We start from the raw sequence: 19,438 nt of genomic DNA on the forward strand, positions 1-19,438 counted from the left end.
CTGGTAATGGTAGTATTTACAGGTTCAACTGTTGAAGAAGCAATCCAAAAAGGATTGAAAAAATTAGATATTCCAAGGAAGAAGGCACATATTAAAGTCATTTCTCGTGAGAAAAAAGGCTTTCTTGGTTTATTTGGTAAAAAACCAGCCCAGGTTGACATTGAAGCGATTAGTGAAACGACAGTTGTCAAAGCAAACCAACAGGCAGTAAAAGGCGTTCCGAAAAAAATCAATGATTTGAACGAGCCTGTGAAGACGGTGAGTGAAGCAACTGTTGATTTGGGTCATGTTGTAGAGGCAATTAAAAAGATTGAGGAAGAAGGTCAAGGTATTTCTGATGAAGTCAAGGCTGAAATCTTAAAACATGAAAGACATGCCAGCACTATCTTGGAAGAAACTGGTCACATTGAGATTTTAAATGAACTTCAAATCGAGGAAGCGATGAGGGAAGAAGCGGGCGCTGATGACCTTGAAATTGAGCGAGACCAAACTGAAAATCAAGACTTGACAGAGATGGGCTTGAAAGTTGAACCAAGCTTTGATATTGTCCAGGTGGCTACGGATGTGACTGCCTATGTTCAAGCGATTGTGGATGACATGGATGTTGAAGCCACGCTTTCAAATGATTATAACCGTCGTAGTATCAATTTGCAAATTGATACTAACGAACCAGGTCGTATTATTGGCTACCATGGTAAAGTTTTGAAGGCCTTGCAACTGTTGGCTCAAAATTATCTTTACAACCGCTATTCAAGAACCTTCTACATTACAATCAATGTCAATGATTATGTTGAACACCGTGCAGAAGTCTTGCAGACCTATGCGCAAAAATTGGCGATTCGTGTTTTAGAAGAAGGGCGTAGTCATCAAACAGATCCCATGTCGAATAGTGAACGCAAGATTATCCACCGTATTATTTCACGTATGGATGGCGTGACTAGTTATTCTGAGGGTGATGAGCCAAATCGCTATGTCGTTGTAGATACAGAATAAACAAAATCAGGCTTGACCTGATTTTTTGCTAGCTAGAGGAGATGAAACTAATGTTGAATAAGATAAGAGATTATTTAGACTTTGCTGGTTTGCAGTACCGTAATCCTGATAAAGCAGGAGCAGAGCGAGAGAAAATGCTGGAATTGCGCCACAAAGGCCAAGAGGCTCGAAAGGCTTTTACAGAACTGGCTAAAGCCTTTCAAGCAAGCCATCCAGAATGGCAACTCCAACAGACTAGCCAGTGGATGAATCAAGCCCAGCGTTTGCGACCGCATTTCTGGGTCTATCTACAGAGAGATGGACAAGTGACAGAGCCTATGCTAGCCTTACGTTTGTATGGAGTACCCTCTGATTTTGGTGTCTCACTAGAAGTTAGTTTTATCGAGCGCAAGAAAGATGAGAAAACTTTAGGCAAGCAGGCCAAAGTTTTAGAAGTTCCAACCGTTGAAGGGATTTATTATCTAGCCTACTCTGATGGTCAAAGTCAAAGATGGGAGGCGAATGAAGCAAATCGTCGTACTTTGCGTGAGAAGGTAAGCAGTCAAGAAATCCGAAAAGTTTTAGTGAAGGCAGATGTTTCTTTTATAGAAAATCAATCATTGGAAGCGGTTTTAGATAAATTAGAAGAAGCTTATGAGCGCTTGCTTCCCTATTATCAGGCGACCAGAGAGTAGAAAATAGGAGACTTATCTAGCGTCGAATTGTTTGATTGCTATTCTATGTATTTTTTCATATAATAGTAGAATAGAATGTGTGATTCAATAATCACCTCAAATAGAAAGGAAATTCTATGTCAAATCTATCTGTTAATGCAATTCGTTTCCTAGGTATTGACGCTATCAACAAAGCCAACTCAGGTCACCCAGGTGTGGTTATGGGAGCGGCTCCGATGGCTTACAGCCTCTTTACAAAACAACTTCGTATCAATCCAGCTCAACCAAACTGGATTAACCGCGACCGTTTTATTCTTTCAGCTGGTCATGGTTCAATGCTTCTTTATGCCCTTCTTCACCTTTCTGGCTTTGAAGATGTTAGTATGGATGAAATCAAGAGCTTCCGTCAATGGGGTTCAAAAACACCAGGTCACCCAGAATTTGGCCATACAGCAGGGATTGATGCTACCACAGGTCCTCTAGGGCAAGGAATTTCAACTGCTACTGGTTTTGCCCAAGCAGAACGTTTCTTGGCAGCCAAATATAACCGTGAAGGCTACAATATCTTTGACCACTATACTTACGTTATCTGTGGAGACGGAGATTTGATGGAAGGTGTTTCAAGCGAGGCGGCTTCATACGCAGGCTTGCAAAAACTGGATAAGTTGGTTGTTCTTTATGATTCAAATGACATCAACTTGGATGGTGAGACAAAGGATTCATTTACTGAAAGCGTTCGTGACCGTTACAATGCCTACGGTTGGCACACTGCCTTGGTTGAAGATGGAACAGACTTGGAAGCAATCCATGCTGCTATCGAAACAGCTAAAGCTTCAGGCAAACCATCTTTGATTGAAGTGAAGACTGTCATTGGATACGGTTCTCCAAACAAACAAGGAACCAATGCTGTACACGGTGCTCCTCTTGGAGCAGATGAAACTGCAGCAACTCGCCAAGCGCTTGGTTGGGAATACGAGCCGTTTGAAATCCCAGAACAAGTTTATGCTGATTTCAAAGAACATGTTGCAGACCGTGGCGCATCAGCTTATGAAGCTTGGACAAAATTAGTTGCTGACTATAAAGAAGCTCATCCAGAACTGGCAGCAGAAGTAGAAGCCATCATCGATGGACGTGATCCAGTTGAAGTGACTCCAGCAGATTTCCCAGCTTTAGAAAATGGCTTCTCTCAAGCAACTCGTAACTCGAGTCAGGATGCCTTAAACGTTGTAGCTACTAAATTGCCAACTTTCTTGGGTGGATCAGCTGACCTAGCTCACTCAAACATGACTTATATCAAGACGGATGGACTTCAAGACGATGCCAATCGCTTAAATCGTAACATTCAGTTTGGTGTTCGTGAATTTGCAATGGGAACGATCTTGAACGGGATGGCCCTTCATGGTGGACTTCGTGTATACGGTGGAACTTTCTTCGTCTTCTCTGACTATGTGAAGGCAGCTGTCCGCTTGTCAGCCTTGCAAGGTCTTCCTGTGACTTATGTCTTTACCCACGATTCAATCGCAGTCGGGGAAGACGGTCCAACTCATGAACCAGTTGAGCACTTAGCAGGTCTTCGTGCTATGCCAAATCTAAATGTTTTCCGTCCAGCAGATGCGCGTGAAACTCAAGCAGCTTGGTATCTTGCAGTGACAAGTGAGAAAACACCAACTGCCCTTGTCTTGACCCGTCAAAACTTGACTGTTGAAGAAGGGACAGACTTCGACAAGGTTGCTAAAGGTGCTTATGTTGTCTATGAAAATGCAGCAGACTTTGATACAATCTTGATTGCGACAGGTTCAGAGGTCAATCTTGCTGTCTCAGCTGCCAAAGAATTGGCTAGTCAAGGCGAAAAAGTCCGCGTAGTCAGCATGCCATCTACAGATGTCTTTGACGCACAAGATGCAGCATACAAGGAAGAAATTCTTCCAAATGCAGTTCGCCGTCGTGTTGCAGTCGAAATGGGTGCAAGTCAAAACTGGTACAAATATGTTGGTCTCGATGGTACCGTTCTCGGTATTGATACCTTCGGAGCCTCTGCCCCAGCACCAAAAGTATTGGCAGAATATGGCTTTACTGTAGAAAATCTAGTAAAAGTCGTTCAAGACTTGAAATAATTCTAAAAATCAGGGCGCAAGCTCTGTTTTTTTCTTACTAGAAAAGCAAGGTACAATCTTGTAAAAGTAGCTGAAATTTGATATAGTAGTCCTATGTAAAATACAAAGGAGAAAATACTATGGAAAATATTAGTCCAAATTTAACATTTGTGATTATGCTTGTAGCGATGTTGGGCTTGATGTTCTTTATGCAACGCTCTCAAAAGAAACAAGCACAAAAACGTATGGAAAGCTTGAACAAACTACAAAAGGGCTATGAAGTGATTACAATCGGTGGACTTTATGGAACAGTTGATGAAGTAGATACTGAGAAGAGAACGATTGTTCTTGATGTAGATGGAGTTTACTTGACTTTTGAACTAGCTGCTATCAAGACCGTATTACCACTTAAAGAAACAGCTTCACTCGAAGGTGCAATTGAAAAATAAGACGGGATTACGAACTCCCGTTTTTCTATAAAAGAAAGGAAATGGGATGAAAAAATTAGTCTTTGTCTGTCTAGGAAATATTTGCCGCAGCCCTATGGCCGAGTTTGTTATGAAATCAATGACAGATAATTATGAAATCCAAAGTCGAGCGACTTCTTCTTGGGAACATGGCAATCCGATTCATAAGGGGACTCAGGGAATTTTTCAAGAGTATGAGATTCCTTATGACAAGAATAAGACATCGCTTCAGATTAGTAAGGAAGATTTTGAATCCTTTGATTATATTATCGGAATGGACGCTTCAAATGTTTCTGACTTACGTCAGATGTGTCCAGTAGACTGTCAAGATAAGATTTACTCATTTGCATCTGAAAGTGTTCCAGACCCTTGGTATACAGGAGATTTTGAGGAAACCTATCGACGTGTTCAAGAGGGCTGTCAAGCTTGGTTAGAACGTTTAGAAAAGGAGAGTGAAGGTGGAAAATCTTAAGAATTTTTACGAAAAGTATCGTGTCTATCTGACTCGTCTACGTCTCGAGCTTTTAGCAGTAGTTGCCATTGTTTTTTGTGCTGTACTCGTCTTTTTTCTAAATATTCCCGGAAAAGGTGTTCTAAAGCTTGATAATGGAACGATTGTTTACGACGGCAGTCTTGTGCGTGGTAAAATGAATGGACAAGGTACCATTACTTTCCAAAATGGAGACCAATATACAGGTGACTTCAACAATGGAGCCTTCAACGGAAAAGGTACCTTTCAATCTAAAGAAGGCTGGACCTACGAAGGTGATTTTGTAAATGGTCAGGCTGAAGGAAGAGGGAAACTAACAACAGAACAAGAAGTCGTTTATGAAGGGACTTTTAAACAAGGCGTTTTTCAACAAAAATAAAGCCTCCTTATCAAAGGAGGTATTGTTAGAATGTTTAAGTAAGCGCTTACCTGTAAATCCCTATCTTTCCAAGTGCCTCTTCCATTCAAGTTTGTGAAATAAAAAATATTTGAAATAATTTTCACAAACTTTAAATAAAAAGCTTGCTAAGAAAAGAAAATAACAAACATTTCACAAGGTGCTAAAAATTCTTTGTGAAATGTTTATGAAACTGTTTACAAAGTTGAAATAATGCGTTATAATAAAATTGTGAAAAAATTAACAAAGGATTGAATCCTTGATAGCTATGGAGGAAAATATGGCTGATAAAAAAACTGTGACACCAGAGGAAAAGAAACTCGCTGCTGAAAAGCATGTCGATGGCTTGGTGCAAAAAGCTTTAGTTGCTCTTGAAGAAATGCGTAAGTTGGATCAAGAGCAGGTTGACTACATCGTAGCTAAAGCGTCAGTGGCAGCTTTGGATGCCCACGGGGAATTGGCTTTACATGCCTATGAAGAAACAGGACGTGGTGTATTTGAAGATAAAGCAACTAAGAACTTGTTTGCTTGTGAACACGTAGTAAACAACATGCGCCACACTAAGACAGTTGGCATTATCGAAGAAGACGATGTAACAGGTTTGACTCTTATCGCTGAACCAGTTGGTGTTGTTTGTGGTATCACTCCTACAACAAACCCAACATCAACAGCAATCTTCAAATCATTGATTTCATTGAAGACACGTAACCCAATCGTCTTTGCCTTCCATCCATCAGCACAAGAATCATCTGCTCATGCAGCTCGTATCGTCCGCGATGCAGCTATCGCAGCTGGTGCTCCTGAAAACTGTGTACAGTGGATCACTGAACCATCTATGGAAGCAACTAGTGCGCTTATGAACCACGAAGGCGTTGCAACAATTCTTGCAACAGGTGGTAATGCCATGGTTAAAGCGGCTTACTCATGTGGTAAACCAGCTCTTGGGGTAGGTGCCGGAAACGTTCCAGCTTATGTTGAAAAATCAGCAAACATCCGTCAAGCAGCACACGATATCGTTATGTCTAAATCATTTGATAACGGTATGGTCTGTGCATCTGAACAAGCGGTTATCATTGATAAAGAAATTTACGATGAATTTGTAGCAGAGTTCAAATCTTATCACACTTACTTTGTAAACAAAAAAGAAAAAGCTCTTCTTGAAGAATTCTGCTTCGGCGTGAAAGCAAACAGCAAAAACTGTGCTGGTGCGAAATTGAACGCTGATATCGTTGGTAAACCAGCAACTTGGATTGCAGAACAAGCAGGATTTACAGTTCCAGAAGGAACAAACATTCTTGCTGCAGAATGTAAAGAAGTTGGTGAAAACGAGCCATTGACTCGTGAGAAATTGTCACCAGTTATCGCAGTTTTGAAATCTGAAAGCCGTGAAGATGGTATTACTAAGGCTCGTCAAATGGTTGAATTTAACGGTCTTGGACACTCAGCAGCTATCCACACAGCTGACGAAGAATTGACTAAAGAATTTGGTAAAGCTGTTAAAGCTATTCGTGTTATCTGTAACTCACCTTCTACTTTCGGTGGTATCGGGGACGTTTACAATGCCTTCTTGCCATCATTGACACTTGGATGTGGTTCTTACGGACGCAACTCAGTTGGGGATAACGTTAGTGCCATTAACCTCTTGAACATCAAAAAAGTCGGAAGACGGAGAAATAACATGCAATGGATGAAACTTCCTTCAAAAACATACTTTGAACGTGATTCAATTCAATACCTTCAAAAATGTCGTGACGTTGAACGTGTCATGATCGTTACTGACCATGCCATGGTAGAGCTTGGTTTCCTTGATCGTATCATCGAACAACTTGATCTTCGTCGCAATAAGGTTGTTTACCAAATCTTTGCTGATGTAGAACCAGATCCAGATATCACAACTGTAAACCGTGGTACTGAAATCATGCGTGCTTTCAAACCAGATACAATCATTGCTCTTGGTGGTGGATCTCCAATGGATGCTGCTAAAGTAATGTGGCTCTTCTATGAACAACCAGAAGTGGACTTCCGTGATCTTGTTCAAAAATTCATGGATATCCGTAAACGTGCCTTCAAATTCCCATTACTTGGTAAGAAGACTAAATTCATCGCAATCCCAACAACATCTGGTACAGGATCTGAAGTAACGCCATTTGCCGTTATCTCTGATAAAGCAAATAACCGTAAATACCCAATCGCTGACTACTCATTGACACCAACTGTGGCAATCGTAGACCCTGCCTTGGTATTGACAGTTCCTGGATTTGTTGCTGCGGACACTGGTATGGACGTATTGACTCACGCGACTGAAGCTTACGTATCACAAATGGCTAGCGACTACACTGACGGTCTTGCACTTCAAGCCATCAAACTTGTATTCGAAAACCTTGAAAGCTCAGTTAAGAATGCAGACTTCCACTCACGTGAGAAAATGCATAACGCTTCAACAATCGCTGGTATGGCCTTTGCCAATGCATTCCTAGGTATTTCTCACTCAATGGCCCACAAGATTGGTGCACAATTCCACACAATTCACGGACGTACAAATGCTATCTTGCTTCCATACGTCATCCGCTACAACGGTACACGTCCAGCTAAGACAGCAACATGGCCTAAGTACAACTACTACCGTGCAGATGAAAAATACCAAGATATCGCACGCATGCTTGGACTTCCAGCTTCTACTCCAGAAGAAGGTGTGGAATCTTACGCAAAAGCTGTCTACGAACTTGGTGAGCGCGTAGGTATCCAAATGAACTTCAAAGCACAAGGAATTGATGAAAAAGAATGGAAAGAACATTCACGTGAATTGGCCTTCCTTGCTTACGAAGATCAATGTTCACCAGCTAACCCACGTCTTCCAATGGTTGACCACATGCAAGAAATCATCGAAGATTCTTACTATGGCTACAAAGAAAGACCAGGACGCCGTAAATAATTGTTATCAGCCTAGAGGCAGGAGTTATCCTGTCTCTTTTTTGTAATTCTATTTGAAAAATGGTATAATCATCGCATATATTTATTTGAAAATCAAATCTTTTATAATCATGCGAGGGGCAAATGAACAAGATAAATGAGTTAGGGGATAAAGTGCGACTTTTAAGAGAGGAGAAAGGACTTAGTCGTCCAGTTTTTTGCGGGGATGAGTCTGAATTATCAGTCCGTCAGCTGGTGCGAATCGAAAAAGGAGAATTTCGACCGACTATAAAAACACTAGAATATATTGCAGATAGATTAGAAATTCCATCCTATGTCTTGATGCCAGATTATAAGGAATTGCCTAAACGCTACCAAGAATTAAAGTACTTTCTTTTACATCATCCTGACTATGGAGACAAAGAGTTACAGGAACAGAAGGAAGAATATTTTGATGAGATTTTTGAGTGTTTTTATGATGACCTGCCCCGTGATGAGAAGATGATAGTGGACTGCCTTCAGGCAATAGATGAAGTGAGAGCGACGGATAATGAACAGTATGGAATAGCGCTTTTAGATGAATCTTTTGAGGAACTTTGGAACCAAAGAGAATTTTCCTTTTCAGACCTTTTAAAAATTAGATTGTATTTTTTGTGTAGTTATTTAGAAAATATAAAAAAAGGACAGTTATCTATTAGCGAACAGCAGAAACTTCAATTAATGTTTCAAAAAGTGTGTAATAACGTAGAAAATAGCGGTACAGACGATTTATTTCTTGTTCGTGATGTGTTATTTGCAGGGCTAGGAAGTTGTGAATTATTGAATGATTTAGAGTTATTTAAGTTAGCTGTGGAAAAACTGAATTGGATTTCTGAAAAAACACGAGATTTCCAAAAGCAACCGATTGTCTTGATGGTGGAGTGGAAATATTATATTCATACCGATTATGATACGGCAAAACAAAAGTATGAAGAAGCAAAAATGATGGCGAGGATGTTTGGCAATGAGAAGTTAATCGTTAGTCTAGATAAGGAATGGAGCGAAGACTTAGAAAGGTATTGTTAAATGCTTTATAGGAGTGACATTTCTGTCATTGAGGGAATGCCGCTTTTTTGTTACAATGAATTTTATACTCAATGAAAATCAAAGAGCAAAGTAGGAAACTAGCCGCAGGCTGTACTTGAGTACGGCAAGGCGACGTTGACGTGGTTTGAAGAGATTTTCGAAGAGTATTACTTGCTATACATCCAGAAGCAAACTCGGCAATAGAGAAAGAATTCTAAGCAGTAGGTTCATAGTGGCAATCAGTGCTAATGTCGCTTGAAGGCTTTTCTATAATTACGATGTATGACGACAACAGTTTTAAATAAGGGGGAAAGAATGTCCATTTTATCCATTAAAAATATTTCAAAGTTTTACGCCTTGGACGGTAAACATCAAGAGCAGGTTTTAAAGAATATAAACCTGCAAATCGCAAAAGGTAAAATTACAGCGATTTACGGTCCATCAGGATGTGGCAAAACCAGTCTACTCAATATCATCAGCGGTTTAGATAGACAATATGAAGGAGATTTAGAGTTTAAAGGGGAATCCCTCCGTGACTTATCAGAGATTGAACTAACTCAATTTCGTAAAGATAAGATTGGATTTGTGTTTCAAAACTTTAACCTCATTCCTCATCAGTCTGTCTTGGACAATGTCAAATTACCTCTCTATGTCAAAGATTTATCTGACAGGGAGATGACAATGATTGCAAAGGAGCAATTAAGTAACTTAGGCATGGAGCCTTTTGTAGCTAAAAATGTTAAACAGCTTTCTGGTGGGCAAAAGCAACGCGTAGCAATCGCGCGTGCACTGGTAAATCAGCCAGATATGATTGTAGCAGATGAGCCAACGGGTTCGCTGGATTCTCAATCCCAAGAAATGGTATTGGAAGTGTTTAAAAAATTAGCCCAAACAGGGAAAACAGTACTGATTGTAACCCATAATCCAGAGGTTGCCGAATATGCAGATGTGATTATCAAAATGAAGGATGGTGAAGTCGTTGAAGAAGTCAAAAAATAAAGGATTGTCATTGAAAAATAAATTTAAACTTTCTTTAAATAACTTTATGGAAAGAAAGTGGCGTAACCTATTGATTGCACTAGCAACCTCAATCGGTTTTGTAGGAGTCTTGATTTCTTTTGGATTGGGAAATGCCTTGATTTCGATGATTGATGAAAATACGAATGGAGGTCAAATTCCTTCTCAAGTTCAGATTGCTTTAAACACAAAAAATGTTGGACGAGGCTTTTTGAACCAAGATGATAAGAACTATATCACGGATACAGTTGGAAAAGAAGCTATTAAATATTTGGAGAGTCCTTTTGGGATGATTATGTCAAATATTACTATAGATGGGCAAGAAATGGATCTGAGTCAAACGATGCCTTCTTATGCTCAAGTAGTGAGTCTCTATGAGGATACAAGTATTTCTGTTAGTAGTAATGAGGCGGACAAAGTATTAGCTGGTTCCCTCTATACTGATTCAAATGAACAGGGATTGACGATTCCAAGCAGTTTACTAAAAAATTGGAATGAACAGACAGGAAAAAATCTGACAGCTAATGATGTTATTGGCAAATCAGTCTCAGCTAGCATTGTAGAAAATGCTGCTGAAGCTAGTAAGACTGCTCAATTTCAAACAAAGATTGTACGTGTAATCAATGATGAAGATGACCTGGAGGACAGCAACAGTTTCATGCCGTCTCATCAAATGGAAGCAATCTTGAAAGAGGCTGGATTTACAAAAGCTGTATCTTATTTTATCTTGGAACTCAAAGATCCATCACAAACAAAAGCGATAACAGAAGAATTGCAGAAAAACAAGAAGTATACTGTTCTTTCTCAACAGAAGGTTCTTGATATTGTGATTACTTTTATTCGTGTCATTCAGGGATTGTTGATTGTACTTTCATCACAAGCTATTGTGGTAGCAGCGGTCATGATTGGTATCATCATTTACATCAATATCATGCAACGTTCTAAGGAAATAGGTGTCATGAAGGCAGTTGGTTATCAAAATCGTGATGTCAAAGGAATTTTTATTTACGAGGCTATCTGGATTGTAGGTATCGCCTTGCTACTGGCCTTTTTGGTAGCACAAGGGGTGGGAAGTTTGGCGAATGCGGTTGTAAATCATTTTTACCCATCCATCACTAAGGTTTTTGAATTAAATTTGTTATCTGTTTTAGGAACTCTAGCTTTTGCTCTATTACTTGGTTATGTCTCAGCCTACTTCCCAGCACGTAAAATTAGTAAAATGGATCCTGTAGAATCGCTACGATATGAATAGTAAGGGATTCCTTGATTTATAGCCTTAAAAAGAAACTAACATAGAAAAACAATGCCCGTACTTGCAATTAAACTTAAATAGTTATATAATAGGTTTGTTGAAAGGTGATTTGTAGTGATTCAAGTTACTCTTTTCACAATAAAAATTTCATGATTTTCATAAGGAGGAAATCACTAATGGTAGTTAAAGTTGGTATTAACGGTTTCGGACGTATCGGTCGTCTTGCTTTCCGTCGTATCCAAAACGTAGAAGGTGTTGAAGTTACTCGTATCAACGACCTTACAGATCCAGTTATGCTTGCACACTTGTTGAAATACGACACAACTCAAGGTCGTTTCGACGGTACTGTTGAAGTTAGAGAAGGTGGATTTGAAGTTAACGGTAAATTCATCAAAGTTTCTGCTGAACGTGATCCAGAACAAATCGACTGGGCTAACGACGGTGTAGAAATCGTTCTTGAAGCTACTGGTTTCTTTGCTAAGAAAGCAGCTGCTGAAAAACACTTGCACGCTGGTGGAGCTAAAAAAGTTGTTATCACTGCTCCTGGTGGAAACGACGTTAAAACAGTTGTATTCAACACTAACCACGACGTTCTTGACGGTACTGAAACAGTTATCTCAGGTGCTTCATGTACTACAAACTGCTTGGCTCCTATGGCTAAAGCTCTTCAAGATAACTTTGGTGTTGTTGAAGGATTGATGACTACTATCCACGCTTACACTGGTGACCAAATGATCCTTGACGGACCACACCGTGGTGGTGACCTTCGCCGTGCTCGCGCTGGTGCTGCAAACATCGTTCCTAACTCAACTGGTGCTGCAAAAGCTATCGGTCTTGTAATCCCAGAATTGAACGGTAAACTTGACGGATCTGCACAACGCGTTCCAACTCCAACTGGATCAGTTACTGAATTGGTAGCAGTTCTTGAAAAGAACGTTACTGTTGATGAAGTGAACGCAGCTATGAAAGCAGCTTCAAACGAATCATACGGTTACACAGAAGATCCAATCGTATCTTCAGATATCGTAGGTATGTCTTACGGTTCATTGTTTGACGCAACTCAAACTAAAGTTCTTGACGTTGACGGTAAACAATTGGTTAAAGTTGTATCATGGTACGACAACGAAATGTCATACACTGCACAACTTGTTCGTACTCTTGAATACTTCGCAAAAATCGCTAAATAATTCATGAGTCGATAAAAAGCAAGGCCTCTGGTCTTGCTTTTTAAATATTAAAAAATGGATGACACAATCATCCATTCTTTTTTAATTCTTTTTCAAAAGTATCTGATAGGGTAGTGAAGCTTAATTTCTCTAGAGTAAGCGGATGGGTAAAGGACAGTCTAAAGGCGTGGAGCATAAGCCGACTTGTTTTTGATTTACTATTATAGAGAGGGTCACCTAAAATAGGGAAGTTATGATGCGAAAGGTGCACACGAATCTGATGGGTTCGCCCGGTATTTAGTTTGCAACGAACCAAGGAAGTTTTGTCTGGGAATTGCTTTAATCTGCTTACATGCGTTTCGGCATGTTGGCCATTTTTTGTATCAACTATTCGCTTTCTGCGGTCATGGCGATCACGTCCGATTTTGTCTTTGAAAACAAGTTCTTTGCTGTTGATATGTCCGTCGATCTGTGCCCAATATTCCCTAGAAATCTCTTTTTTCTCCAATAAGCGATTGAGAATAGGTAGGATAAAAGGATTTTTGGCAAAGAGAACCAAACCACTGGTTTCCATGTCTAGACGATGAACTACATAGCAGGTTTGGCCAACATAGGCACTGACATGGTTAAGAAGGGCGATTTCGCTTGGCTGATTACCATGCGTTTTCATCCCCTCTGGTTTGTTCACAATAATTAAGTGTTGGTCTTGATAAACTTCCTGAATGAGGTTTGGGTTGCCCCAAGGAATTTCTTTTTCGGGATAATCTTCCTCGTCAAAAGTCAATTGGCAAACATCTCCAGGATTTACCGTCTCGTTCCAATGAACTTCTCGCTGATTAATCAAAATGTGTTTCTTGATTCTCAAAAAATGACGGATTTTTCTAGGGATGAGGAGTTGTTCCTCAAGTAATTGCTTTACCGTCATTTGAGGTAGAGAGTCTGGTAATGTAAATGTGAATTTCATACAGATATTGTAACAAAAAAAGCCCTATTTGGATAGGAAATAGCTAAATTCTTGTCTTCCTATGATGAAGATGATAAAATAAACGCATGAAATTAGATAAATTATTTGAGAAATTTCTTTCTCTTTTTAAAAAAGAAACAAGTGAACTAGAGGACTCTGATTCTACTAGCTTACGTCGCTCTCGTAGTGATCGAAAAAAATTAGCCCAAATGGGTCCGATTCGAAAATTCTGGCGTCGCTATCATCTAACGAAAATGGTTGTTATACTAGGTTTGAGTGCAGGCTTGTTAGTTGGAACCTATTTGTTTGCTGTAGCCAAGTCAACCAATGTCAATGATTTGCAAAATGCCTTGAAAACTCGAACTCTCATTTTTGACCGTGAAGAAAAGGAGGCTGGTGCCTTGTCTGGTCAAAAAGGAACTTATGTTGAATTGACTGATATCAGTAAAAATTTGCAGAATGCCGTTATTGCGACAGAAGACCGTTCTTTTTATAAAAATGATGGGATTAACTATGGTCGTTTCTTCTTGGCGATTGTAACTGCTGGTCGTTCAGGTGGTGGTTCTACTATTACCCAACAGCTGGCTAAAAATGCCTATCTGTCGCAGGATCAAACTGTTGAGAGAAAAGCGAAAGAATTTTTCCTTGCTTTAGAATTAACAAAAAAATATAGTAAGGATCAAATTCTAACCATGTACCTTAACAACGCTTATTTTGGAAATGGTGTGTGGGGTGTAGAAGATGCCAGTAAGAAATACTTTGGAGTTTCTGCATCAGAAGTGAGTCTGGATCAAGCTGCGACTCTGGCAGGGATGCTCAAAGGACCGGAACTGTATAATCCTTTGAATTCTGTAGAAGATTCGACTAATCGTCGTGATACTGTCTTGCAAAATATGCTTGCAGCGGGTTACATTGATAAAAACCAAGAAACCGAAGCTGCAGAAGTTGATATGACTTCGCAATTGCACGATAAGTATGAAGGAAAAATCTCAGATTACCGCTATCCTTCTTACTTTGATGCGGTGGTTAATGAAGCTGTGTCTAAGTATAATTTAACAGAGGAAGAAATCGTAAATAATGGCTACCGCATTTACACAGAGCTGGACCAAAATTACCAAGCAAATATGCAGGTTGTTTATGAAAACACATCGCTATTTCCGAGGGCAGAGGATGGAACATTTGCTCAATCAGGAAGTGTAGCTCTCGAACCGAAAACAGGTGGAGTTCGTGGAGTTGTCGGTCAAGTTGCTGATAATGATAAAACTGGATTCCGGAATTTCAACTATGCAACTCAATCAAAACGTAGTCCTGGTTCTGCAATTAAGCCTTTAGTTGTTTATACGCCAGCAGTTGAAGCAGGCTGGGCTTTGAATAAGCTCTTGGATAACCATACCATGCAGTACGACAGCTATAAGCTTGATAACTATGCAGGAATCAAAACGAGTCGAGAAGTTCCTATGTATCAAGCCTTGGCAGAGTCGCTTAATCTGCCTGCTGTTGCCACTGTTAATGATTTGGGCCTTGATAAGGCTTTTGAGGCGGGCGAAAAATTCGGACTCAACATGGAAAAAGTTGATCGTGTTCTTGGTGTCGCATTGGGAAGCGGTGTTGAAACCAATCCTCTGCAAATGGCTCAAGCATATGCTGCCTTTGCAAATGAAGGTTTAATGCCTGAAGCTCATTTTATTAGTAGAATTGAAAATGCTAGTGGTCAGGTTATTGCGAGCCATAAAAATTCACAAAAACGGGTGATTGATAAGTCTGTAGCTGATAAGATGACCAGTATGATGTTGGGGACATTCACCAACGGTACCGGTATTAGTTCATCGCCTGCAGACTATGTCATGGCAGGGAAAACTGGAACAACTGAAGCAGTTTTCAATCCGGATTACACAAGTGACCAGTGGGTAATTGGTTATACTCCGGATGTAGTGATTAGCCACTGGCTTGGCTTTCCGACCACTGATGAAAATCACTATCTAGCAGGTTCGACTTCAAACGGTGCAGCACATGTCTTTAGAAACATTGCAAATACCATTTTACCTTATACGCCAGGAAGCACTTTTACGGTTGAAAATGCTTATAAGCAAAATGGAATTGCACCAGCTAACACAAAAAGACAAGTACAAACCAATGATAATAGCCAGACAGATGATAATTTGTCTGATATTCGAGGACGTGCGCAAAGTCTAGTAGATGAGGCTAGCCGGGCTATCTCAGATGCGAAGATTAAGGAAAAGGCTCAAACAATATGGGATTCGGTAGTCAATCTATTTCGCTAAGATGCTTGTCAAAGCCTAGCTTTCTTGTTATAATAGATAAGATGGAGGCGTTATGGCACTAAAAAAAGCAAGCCTAGCTTGTGCGGTTTGTGGTTCTAGAAACTATTCAATCAAGATTAGTGGAAACCCCAAGCCTACACGACTAGAAGTAAATAAATTTTGTAAGCATTGTGGTAAGTACACTACACACAGAGAAACGAGATAGGAGAGAGCGATGCGTTTTATTGGAGATATTTTTAGACTTCTTAAAGACACAACATGGCCAACTCGCAAGGAAAGCTGGAGAGATTTTCGTTCTATCATGGAATACACAGCTTTCTTTGTAGTAATTATTTACATTTTTGACCAGTTGATTGTTTCAGGTTTGATTCGATTTATTAACATTTTTTAGAAGGTTAGTGGAGTTAATTACACTAGAAATCTTCTATTTATGAAAGGAAATATCATGGATAGTTTTGATAAAGGATGGTTTGTCTTACAAACTTATTCTGGTTATGAAAATAAGGTAAAAGAAAATCTATTACAACGTGCACAAACCTACAATATGTTGGATAATATTCTACGCGTTGAAATTCCAACACAAACAGTGCAAGTTGAAAAAAATGGAAAGAGAAAAGAAGTAGAAGAAAATCGCTTTCCAGGTTATGTTCTTGTAGAAATGGTGATGACAGATGAAGCTTGGTTTGTTGTTCGAAACACACCAAATGTTACAGGATTTGTCGGATCACACGGGAACAGATCAAAACCAACTCCATTATTGGAACAAGAAATTCGTGACATTTTGATATCTATGGGACAAACTGTTCAAGAATTTGATTTCGATGTTGAGGTTGGTCAAACTGTACGTATTATTGATGGTGCTTTTGCAGACTACACTGGTAAGATTACAGAAATTGATAATAACAAAGTAAAAATGATTATCTCTATGTTTGGTAATGACACAGTTGCAGAAGTAAACCTAAACCAAATTGCGGAATTATAACCCTGAGAGAGGCCCGTCCTCTCTTTTTTGTGCAGTTTAGGAGATAAAGAGAACAGAATGGATGAAATGTGCCAAAAGTGTGTTTGAATCTGTTAGACTGTACACAGAAAGGGGAAGACTATGCTTAAAGAATTGTATGAAGAAGTCCAGGGAACTGTGTATAAGTGTAGAAATGAATATTACCTTCATTTATGGGAATTGTCGGATTGGGACCAAGAAGGCATGATTTGCTTACATGAATTGATCAGTAGAGAAGAAGGACTGGTAGAAGATATACCACGTTTACGTAAATATTTCAAAACCAAGTTCCGGAATCGGATTTTAGATTATCTCCGTAAGCAAGAAAGCCACAAACGAAGATATGATAAAGAAACATATGAAGAAGTGAGTGAGATAAGTCATCGTATAAGTGAGGGCGGTCTATGGCTAGATGACTATTATCTCTTTCATGAAACACTAAGAGATTATAGAAACAAACAAAGTAAAGAGCAACGAGAAGAGTTAGAACGCGTTTTAAGAAATGAACGTTTCCGAGGGCGTCAAAGAGTGCTAAAGGACTTACGTATTGTGTTTAAAGAGTTTGATATCCGTACTCATTAGGAATTCATGCAAAAAAGTAAAAAAAGTTTAAAAAAGGTGTTGACAAGTCTGAAAAAGCCTGTATAATAGTAAGAGTTGAAAATAACAACTCTGGTCCGTTGGTCAAGGGGTTAAGACACCGCCTTTTCACGGCGGTAACACGGGTTCGAATCCCGTACGGACTATGGTATGTTGCGGTTGTAACACTTGATGAAAAAAGTTTTAAAAAAAGTTTCAAAAAAGTGTTGACAAGCGAAAGCGGCTGTGATATACTAATATAGTTGTCGCTTGAAAGAAGTAAGTGACAAAGACCTTTGAAAACTGAACAAGACGAACCAATGTGCAGGGCACTACAACCAAGGTTGTAGTACTGAACAATGAAAAAACAATAAATCTGTCAGTGACAGAAATGAGTGAGAACTCAAACTTTTAATGAGAGTTTGATCCTGGCTCAGGACGAACGCTGGCGGCGTGCCTAATACATGCAAGTAGAACGCTGAAGGAGGAGCTTGCTTCTCTGGATGAGTTGCGAACGGGTGAGTAACGCGTAGGTAACCTGCCTGGTAGCGGGGGATAACTATTGGAAACGATAGCTAATACCGCATAATAGTAGATGTTGCATGACATTTGCTTAAAAGGTGCAATTGCACCACTACCAGATGGACCTGCGTTGTATTAGCTAGTTGGTGGGGTAACGGCTCACCAAGGCGACGATACATAGCCGACCTGAGAGGGTGATCGGCCACACTGGGACTGAGACACGGCCCAGACTCCTACGGGAGGCAGCAGTAGGGAATCTTCGGCAATGGACGGAAGTCTGACCGAGCAACGCCGCGTGAGTGAAGAAGGTTTTCGGATCGTAAAGCTCTGTTGTAAGAGAAGAACGAGTGTGAGAGTGGAAAGTTCACACTGTGACGGTATCTTACCAGAAAGGGACGGCTAACTACGTGCCAGCAGCCGCGGTAATACGTAGGTCCCGAGCGTTGTCCGGATTTATTGGGCGTAAAGCGAGCGCAGGCGGTTAGATAAGTCTGAAGTTAAAGGCTGTGGCTTAACCATAGTACGCTTTGGAAACTGTTTAACTTGAGTGCAAGAGGGGAGAGTGGAATTCCATGTGTAGCGGTGAAATGCGTAGATATATGGAGGAACACCGGTGGCGAAAGCGGCTCTCTGGCTTGTAACTGACGCTGAGGCTCGAAAGCGTGGGGAGCAAACAGGATTAGATACCCTGGTAGTCCACGCCGTAAACGATGAGTGCTAGGTGTTAGACCCTTTCCGGGGTTTAGTGCCGTAGCTAACGCATTAAGCACTCCGCCTGGGGAGTACGACCGCAAGGTTGAAACTCAAAGGAATTGACGGGGGCCCGCACAAGCGGTGGAGCATGTGGTTTAATTCGAAGCAACGCGAAGAACCTTACCAGGTCTTGACATCCCTCTGACCACTCTAGAGATAGAGTTTTCCTTCGGGACAGAGGTGACAGGTGGTGCATGGTTGTCGTCAGCTCGTGTCGTGAGATGTTGGGTTAAGTCCCGCAACGAGCGCAACCCCTATTGTTAGTTGCCATCATTCAGTTGGGCACTCTAGCGAGACTGCCGGTAATAAACCGGAGGAAGGTGGGGATGACGTCAAATCATCATGCCCCTTATGACCTGGGCTACACACGTGCTACAATGGCTGGTACAACGAGTCGCAAGCCGGTGACGGCAAGCTAATCTCTTAAAGCCAGTCTCAGTTCGGATTGTAGGCTGCAACTCGCCTACATGAAGTCGGAATCGCTAGTAATCGCGGATCAGCACGCCGCGGTGAATACGTTCCCGGGCCTTGTACACACCGCCCGTCACACCACGAGAGTTTGTAACACCCGAAGTCGGTGAGGTAACCGTAAGGAGCCAGCCGCCTAAGGTGGGATAGATGATTGGGGTGAAGTCGTAACAAGGTAGCCGTATCGGAAGGTGCGGCTGGATCACCTCCTTTCTAAGGATAAGGAACTGCGCATTGGTCTTGTTTAGTCTTGAGAGGTCTTGTGGGGCCTTAGCTCAGCTGGGAGAGCGCCTGCTTTGCACGCAGGAGGTCAGCGGTTCGATCCCGCTAGGCTCCATTGGTGAGAGATCACCAAGTAATGCACATT

17 protein-coding genes, 2 tRNA genes and 1 rRNA gene are annotated in these 19,438 nt (G+C 40.7%); 19 read left to right on the forward strand and 1 reads right to left on the reverse strand.

Going from position 1 to position 19,438, the window contains the following annotated elements:
- The first annotated feature begins 6 nt into the window (after window positions 1–6).
- The 11 genes from jag (at window position 7) to gap (ending at window position 12,524) form a co-directional block, all read left to right on the forward strand.
- The gene (gene jag / locus ACLV7Q_RS01115) at window positions 7–993 is read left to right on the forward strand and encodes an RNA-binding cell elongation regulator Jag/EloR (RefSeq protein WP_218757962.1); all 987 of its coding nucleotides are present in this window, start codon (window positions 7–9) and stop codon (window positions 991–993) included.
- 50 nt (window positions 994–1,043) lie between these two features.
- On the forward strand, window positions 1,044–1,667 hold the full coding sequence (locus tag ACLV7Q_RS01120; protein ID WP_218757971.1) for a ribonuclease P: 624 nt from the start codon (window positions 1,044–1,046) through the stop codon (window positions 1,665–1,667).
- Window positions 1,668–1,783: 116 nt separating this feature from the next.
- A complete protein-coding gene (gene tkt / locus ACLV7Q_RS01125) occupies window positions 1,784–3,760 on the forward strand; it encodes a transketolase (protein WP_218757963.1) in 1,977 nt (658 codons plus the stop codon).
- Window positions 3,761–3,888: 128 nt separating this feature from the next.
- Window positions 3,889–4,188 carry a preprotein translocase subunit YajC gene (gene yajC / locus ACLV7Q_RS01130; protein ID WP_049540522.1) on the forward strand — a complete coding sequence of 100 codons (300 nt, stop codon included), beginning with the start codon at window positions 3,889–3,891 and terminating at the stop codon, window positions 4,186–4,188.
- A gap of 46 nt (window positions 4,189–4,234) precedes the next feature.
- Window positions 4,235–4,678, forward strand: coding sequence for a low molecular weight protein-tyrosine-phosphatase (locus ACLV7Q_RS01135; RefSeq protein ID WP_138700664.1), 444 nt, complete (start codon window positions 4,235–4,237; stop codon window positions 4,676–4,678).
- Complete coding sequence (locus tag ACLV7Q_RS01140; RefSeq protein ID WP_218757964.1) at window positions 4,665–5,075, forward strand: MORN repeat-containing protein; 411 nt, start codon at window positions 4,665–4,667, stop codon at window positions 5,073–5,075. The genes ACLV7Q_RS01135 and ACLV7Q_RS01140 overlap by 14 nt, the downstream gene beginning before the upstream one ends.
- A 298-nt stretch (window positions 5,076–5,373) precedes the next feature.
- Window positions 5,374–8,025 (forward strand): bifunctional acetaldehyde-CoA/alcohol dehydrogenase, encoded by a 2,652-nt coding sequence (adhE, locus tag ACLV7Q_RS01145; RefSeq protein ID WP_218757965.1) that lies wholly within the window; start codon window positions 5,374–5,376, stop codon window positions 8,023–8,025.
- Between the two features lie 122 nt (window positions 8,026–8,147).
- Entirely contained in the window at window positions 8,148–9,068 is a 921-nt protein-coding gene (locus tag ACLV7Q_RS01150) for a helix-turn-helix domain-containing protein (RefSeq protein WP_218757966.1), read from the forward strand.
- 315 nt (window positions 9,069–9,383) lie between these two features.
- Complete coding sequence (locus ACLV7Q_RS01155; protein ID WP_218757967.1) at window positions 9,384–10,067, forward strand: ABC transporter ATP-binding protein; 684 nt, start codon at window positions 9,384–9,386, stop codon at window positions 10,065–10,067.
- The gene (locus ACLV7Q_RS01160; RefSeq protein ID WP_218757968.1) at window positions 10,036–11,337 is read left to right on the forward strand and encodes an ABC transporter permease; all 1,302 of its coding nucleotides are present in this window, start codon (window positions 10,036–10,038) and stop codon (window positions 11,335–11,337) included. The genes ACLV7Q_RS01155 and ACLV7Q_RS01160 overlap by 32 nt, the downstream gene beginning before the upstream one ends.
- Before the next feature lie 176 nt (window positions 11,338–11,513).
- Window positions 11,514–12,524 (forward strand): type I glyceraldehyde-3-phosphate dehydrogenase, encoded by a 1,011-nt coding sequence (gap, locus tag ACLV7Q_RS01165; protein ID WP_000260687.1) that lies wholly within the window; start codon window positions 11,514–11,516, stop codon window positions 12,522–12,524.
- Between the two features lie 67 nt (window positions 12,525–12,591).
- On the opposite strand, the gene ACLV7Q_RS01170 is transcribed toward gap, so the two are convergent.
- Window positions 12,592–13,467, reverse strand: a complete 876-nt coding sequence (locus ACLV7Q_RS01170) for an RluA family pseudouridine synthase (protein WP_411865976.1) — start codon at window positions 13,465–13,467, stop codon at window positions 12,592–12,594.
- Between the two features lie 86 nt (window positions 13,468–13,553).
- Here ACLV7Q_RS01170 and pbp2a point away from each other — a divergent pair, with 86 nt between their 5' ends.
- The 8 genes from pbp2a (at window position 13,554) to ACLV7Q_RS01210 (ending at window position 19,408) form a co-directional block, all read left to right on the forward strand.
- Window positions 13,554–15,749 (forward strand): penicillin-binding protein PBP2A, encoded by a 2,196-nt coding sequence (pbp2a, locus tag ACLV7Q_RS01175; RefSeq protein WP_218757969.1) that lies wholly within the window; start codon window positions 13,554–13,556, stop codon window positions 15,747–15,749.
- Window positions 15,750–15,801: 52 nt separating this feature from the next.
- Complete coding sequence (rpmG, locus tag ACLV7Q_RS01180) at window positions 15,802–15,954, forward strand: 50S ribosomal protein L33 (protein ID WP_001809375.1); 153 nt, start codon at window positions 15,802–15,804, stop codon at window positions 15,952–15,954.
- Window positions 15,955–15,963: 9 nt separating this feature from the next.
- Entirely contained in the window at window positions 15,964–16,140 is a 177-nt protein-coding gene (gene secE, locus ACLV7Q_RS01185) for a preprotein translocase subunit SecE (RefSeq protein ID WP_001210991.1), read from the forward strand.
- Window positions 16,141–16,194: 54 nt separating this feature from the next.
- Window positions 16,195–16,731, forward strand: coding sequence for a transcription termination/antitermination protein NusG (gene nusG, locus ACLV7Q_RS01190; protein ID WP_000376734.1), 537 nt, complete (start codon window positions 16,195–16,197; stop codon window positions 16,729–16,731).
- 120 nt (window positions 16,732–16,851) lie between these two features.
- On the forward strand, window positions 16,852–17,331 hold the full coding sequence (locus tag ACLV7Q_RS01195; protein WP_175880428.1) for a sigma-70 family RNA polymerase sigma factor: 480 nt from the start codon (window positions 16,852–16,854) through the stop codon (window positions 17,329–17,331).
- A 92-nt stretch (window positions 17,332–17,423) separates the two neighbouring features.
- A tRNA-Glu gene (locus ACLV7Q_RS01200) sits at window positions 17,424–17,495 on the forward strand.
- A gap of 243 nt (window positions 17,496–17,738) precedes the next feature.
- Window positions 17,739–19,284, forward strand: a 16S ribosomal RNA gene (locus tag ACLV7Q_RS01205).
- 51 nt (window positions 19,285–19,335) lie between these two features.
- A tRNA-Ala gene (locus ACLV7Q_RS01210) sits at window positions 19,336–19,408 on the forward strand.
- The last annotated feature ends 30 nt before the right edge of the window (window positions 19,409–19,438 follow it).

Source organism: Streptococcus mitis, assembly GCF_965111725.1.
GTDB lineage: Bacteria > Bacillota > Bacilli > Lactobacillales > Streptococcaceae > Streptococcus > Streptococcus mitis_DV.

What these genes read in the sequence shown, in the direction of transcription:
- ACLV7Q_RS01155 (WP_218757967.1), top strand. Translation starts at nt 9,384, where the DNA reads ATGTCCATTTTATCCATTAAAAATATTTCAAAGTTTTACGCCTTGGAC.
- nusG (WP_000376734.1), top strand. Translation starts at nt 16,195, where the DNA reads ATGGATAGTTTTGATAAAGGATGGTTTGTCTTACAAACTTATTCTGGT.
- secE (WP_001210991.1), top strand. Translation starts at nt 15,964, where the DNA reads ATGCGTTTTATTGGAGATATTTTTAGACTTCTTAAAGACACAACATGG.
- ACLV7Q_RS01150 (WP_218757966.1), top strand. Translation starts at nt 8,148, where the DNA reads ATGAACAAGATAAATGAGTTAGGGGATAAAGTGCGACTTTTAAGAGAG.
- ACLV7Q_RS01120 (WP_218757971.1), top strand. Translation starts at nt 1,044, where the DNA reads ATGTTGAATAAGATAAGAGATTATTTAGACTTTGCTGGTTTGCAGTAC.
- jag (WP_218757962.1), top strand. Translation starts at nt 7, where the DNA reads ATGGTAGTATTTACAGGTTCAACTGTTGAAGAAGCAATCCAAAAAGGA.
- pbp2a (WP_218757969.1), top strand. Translation starts at nt 13,554, where the DNA reads ATGAAATTAGATAAATTATTTGAGAAATTTCTTTCTCTTTTTAAAAAA.
- adhE (WP_218757965.1), top strand. Translation starts at nt 5,374, where the DNA reads ATGGCTGATAAAAAAACTGTGACACCAGAGGAAAAGAAACTCGCTGCT.
- gap (WP_000260687.1), top strand. Translation starts at nt 11,514, where the DNA reads ATGGTAGTTAAAGTTGGTATTAACGGTTTCGGACGTATCGGTCGTCTT.
- tkt (WP_218757963.1), top strand. Translation starts at nt 1,784, where the DNA reads ATGTCAAATCTATCTGTTAATGCAATTCGTTTCCTAGGTATTGACGCT.
- ACLV7Q_RS01160 (WP_218757968.1), top strand. Translation starts at nt 10,036, where the DNA reads ATGGTGAAGTCGTTGAAGAAGTCAAAAAATAAAGGATTGTCATTGAAA.
- ACLV7Q_RS01195 (WP_175880428.1), top strand. Translation starts at nt 16,852, where the DNA reads ATGCTTAAAGAATTGTATGAAGAAGTCCAGGGAACTGTGTATAAGTGT.
- ACLV7Q_RS01170 (WP_411865976.1), bottom strand. Translation starts at nt 13,467, where the DNA reads ATGAAATTCACATTTACATTACCAGACTCTCTACCTCAAATGACGGTA.
- rpmG (WP_001809375.1), top strand. Translation starts at nt 15,802, where the DNA reads ATGGCACTAAAAAAAGCAAGCCTAGCTTGTGCGGTTTGTGGTTCTAGA.
- ACLV7Q_RS01135 (WP_138700664.1), top strand. Translation starts at nt 4,235, where the DNA reads ATGAAAAAATTAGTCTTTGTCTGTCTAGGAAATATTTGCCGCAGCCCT.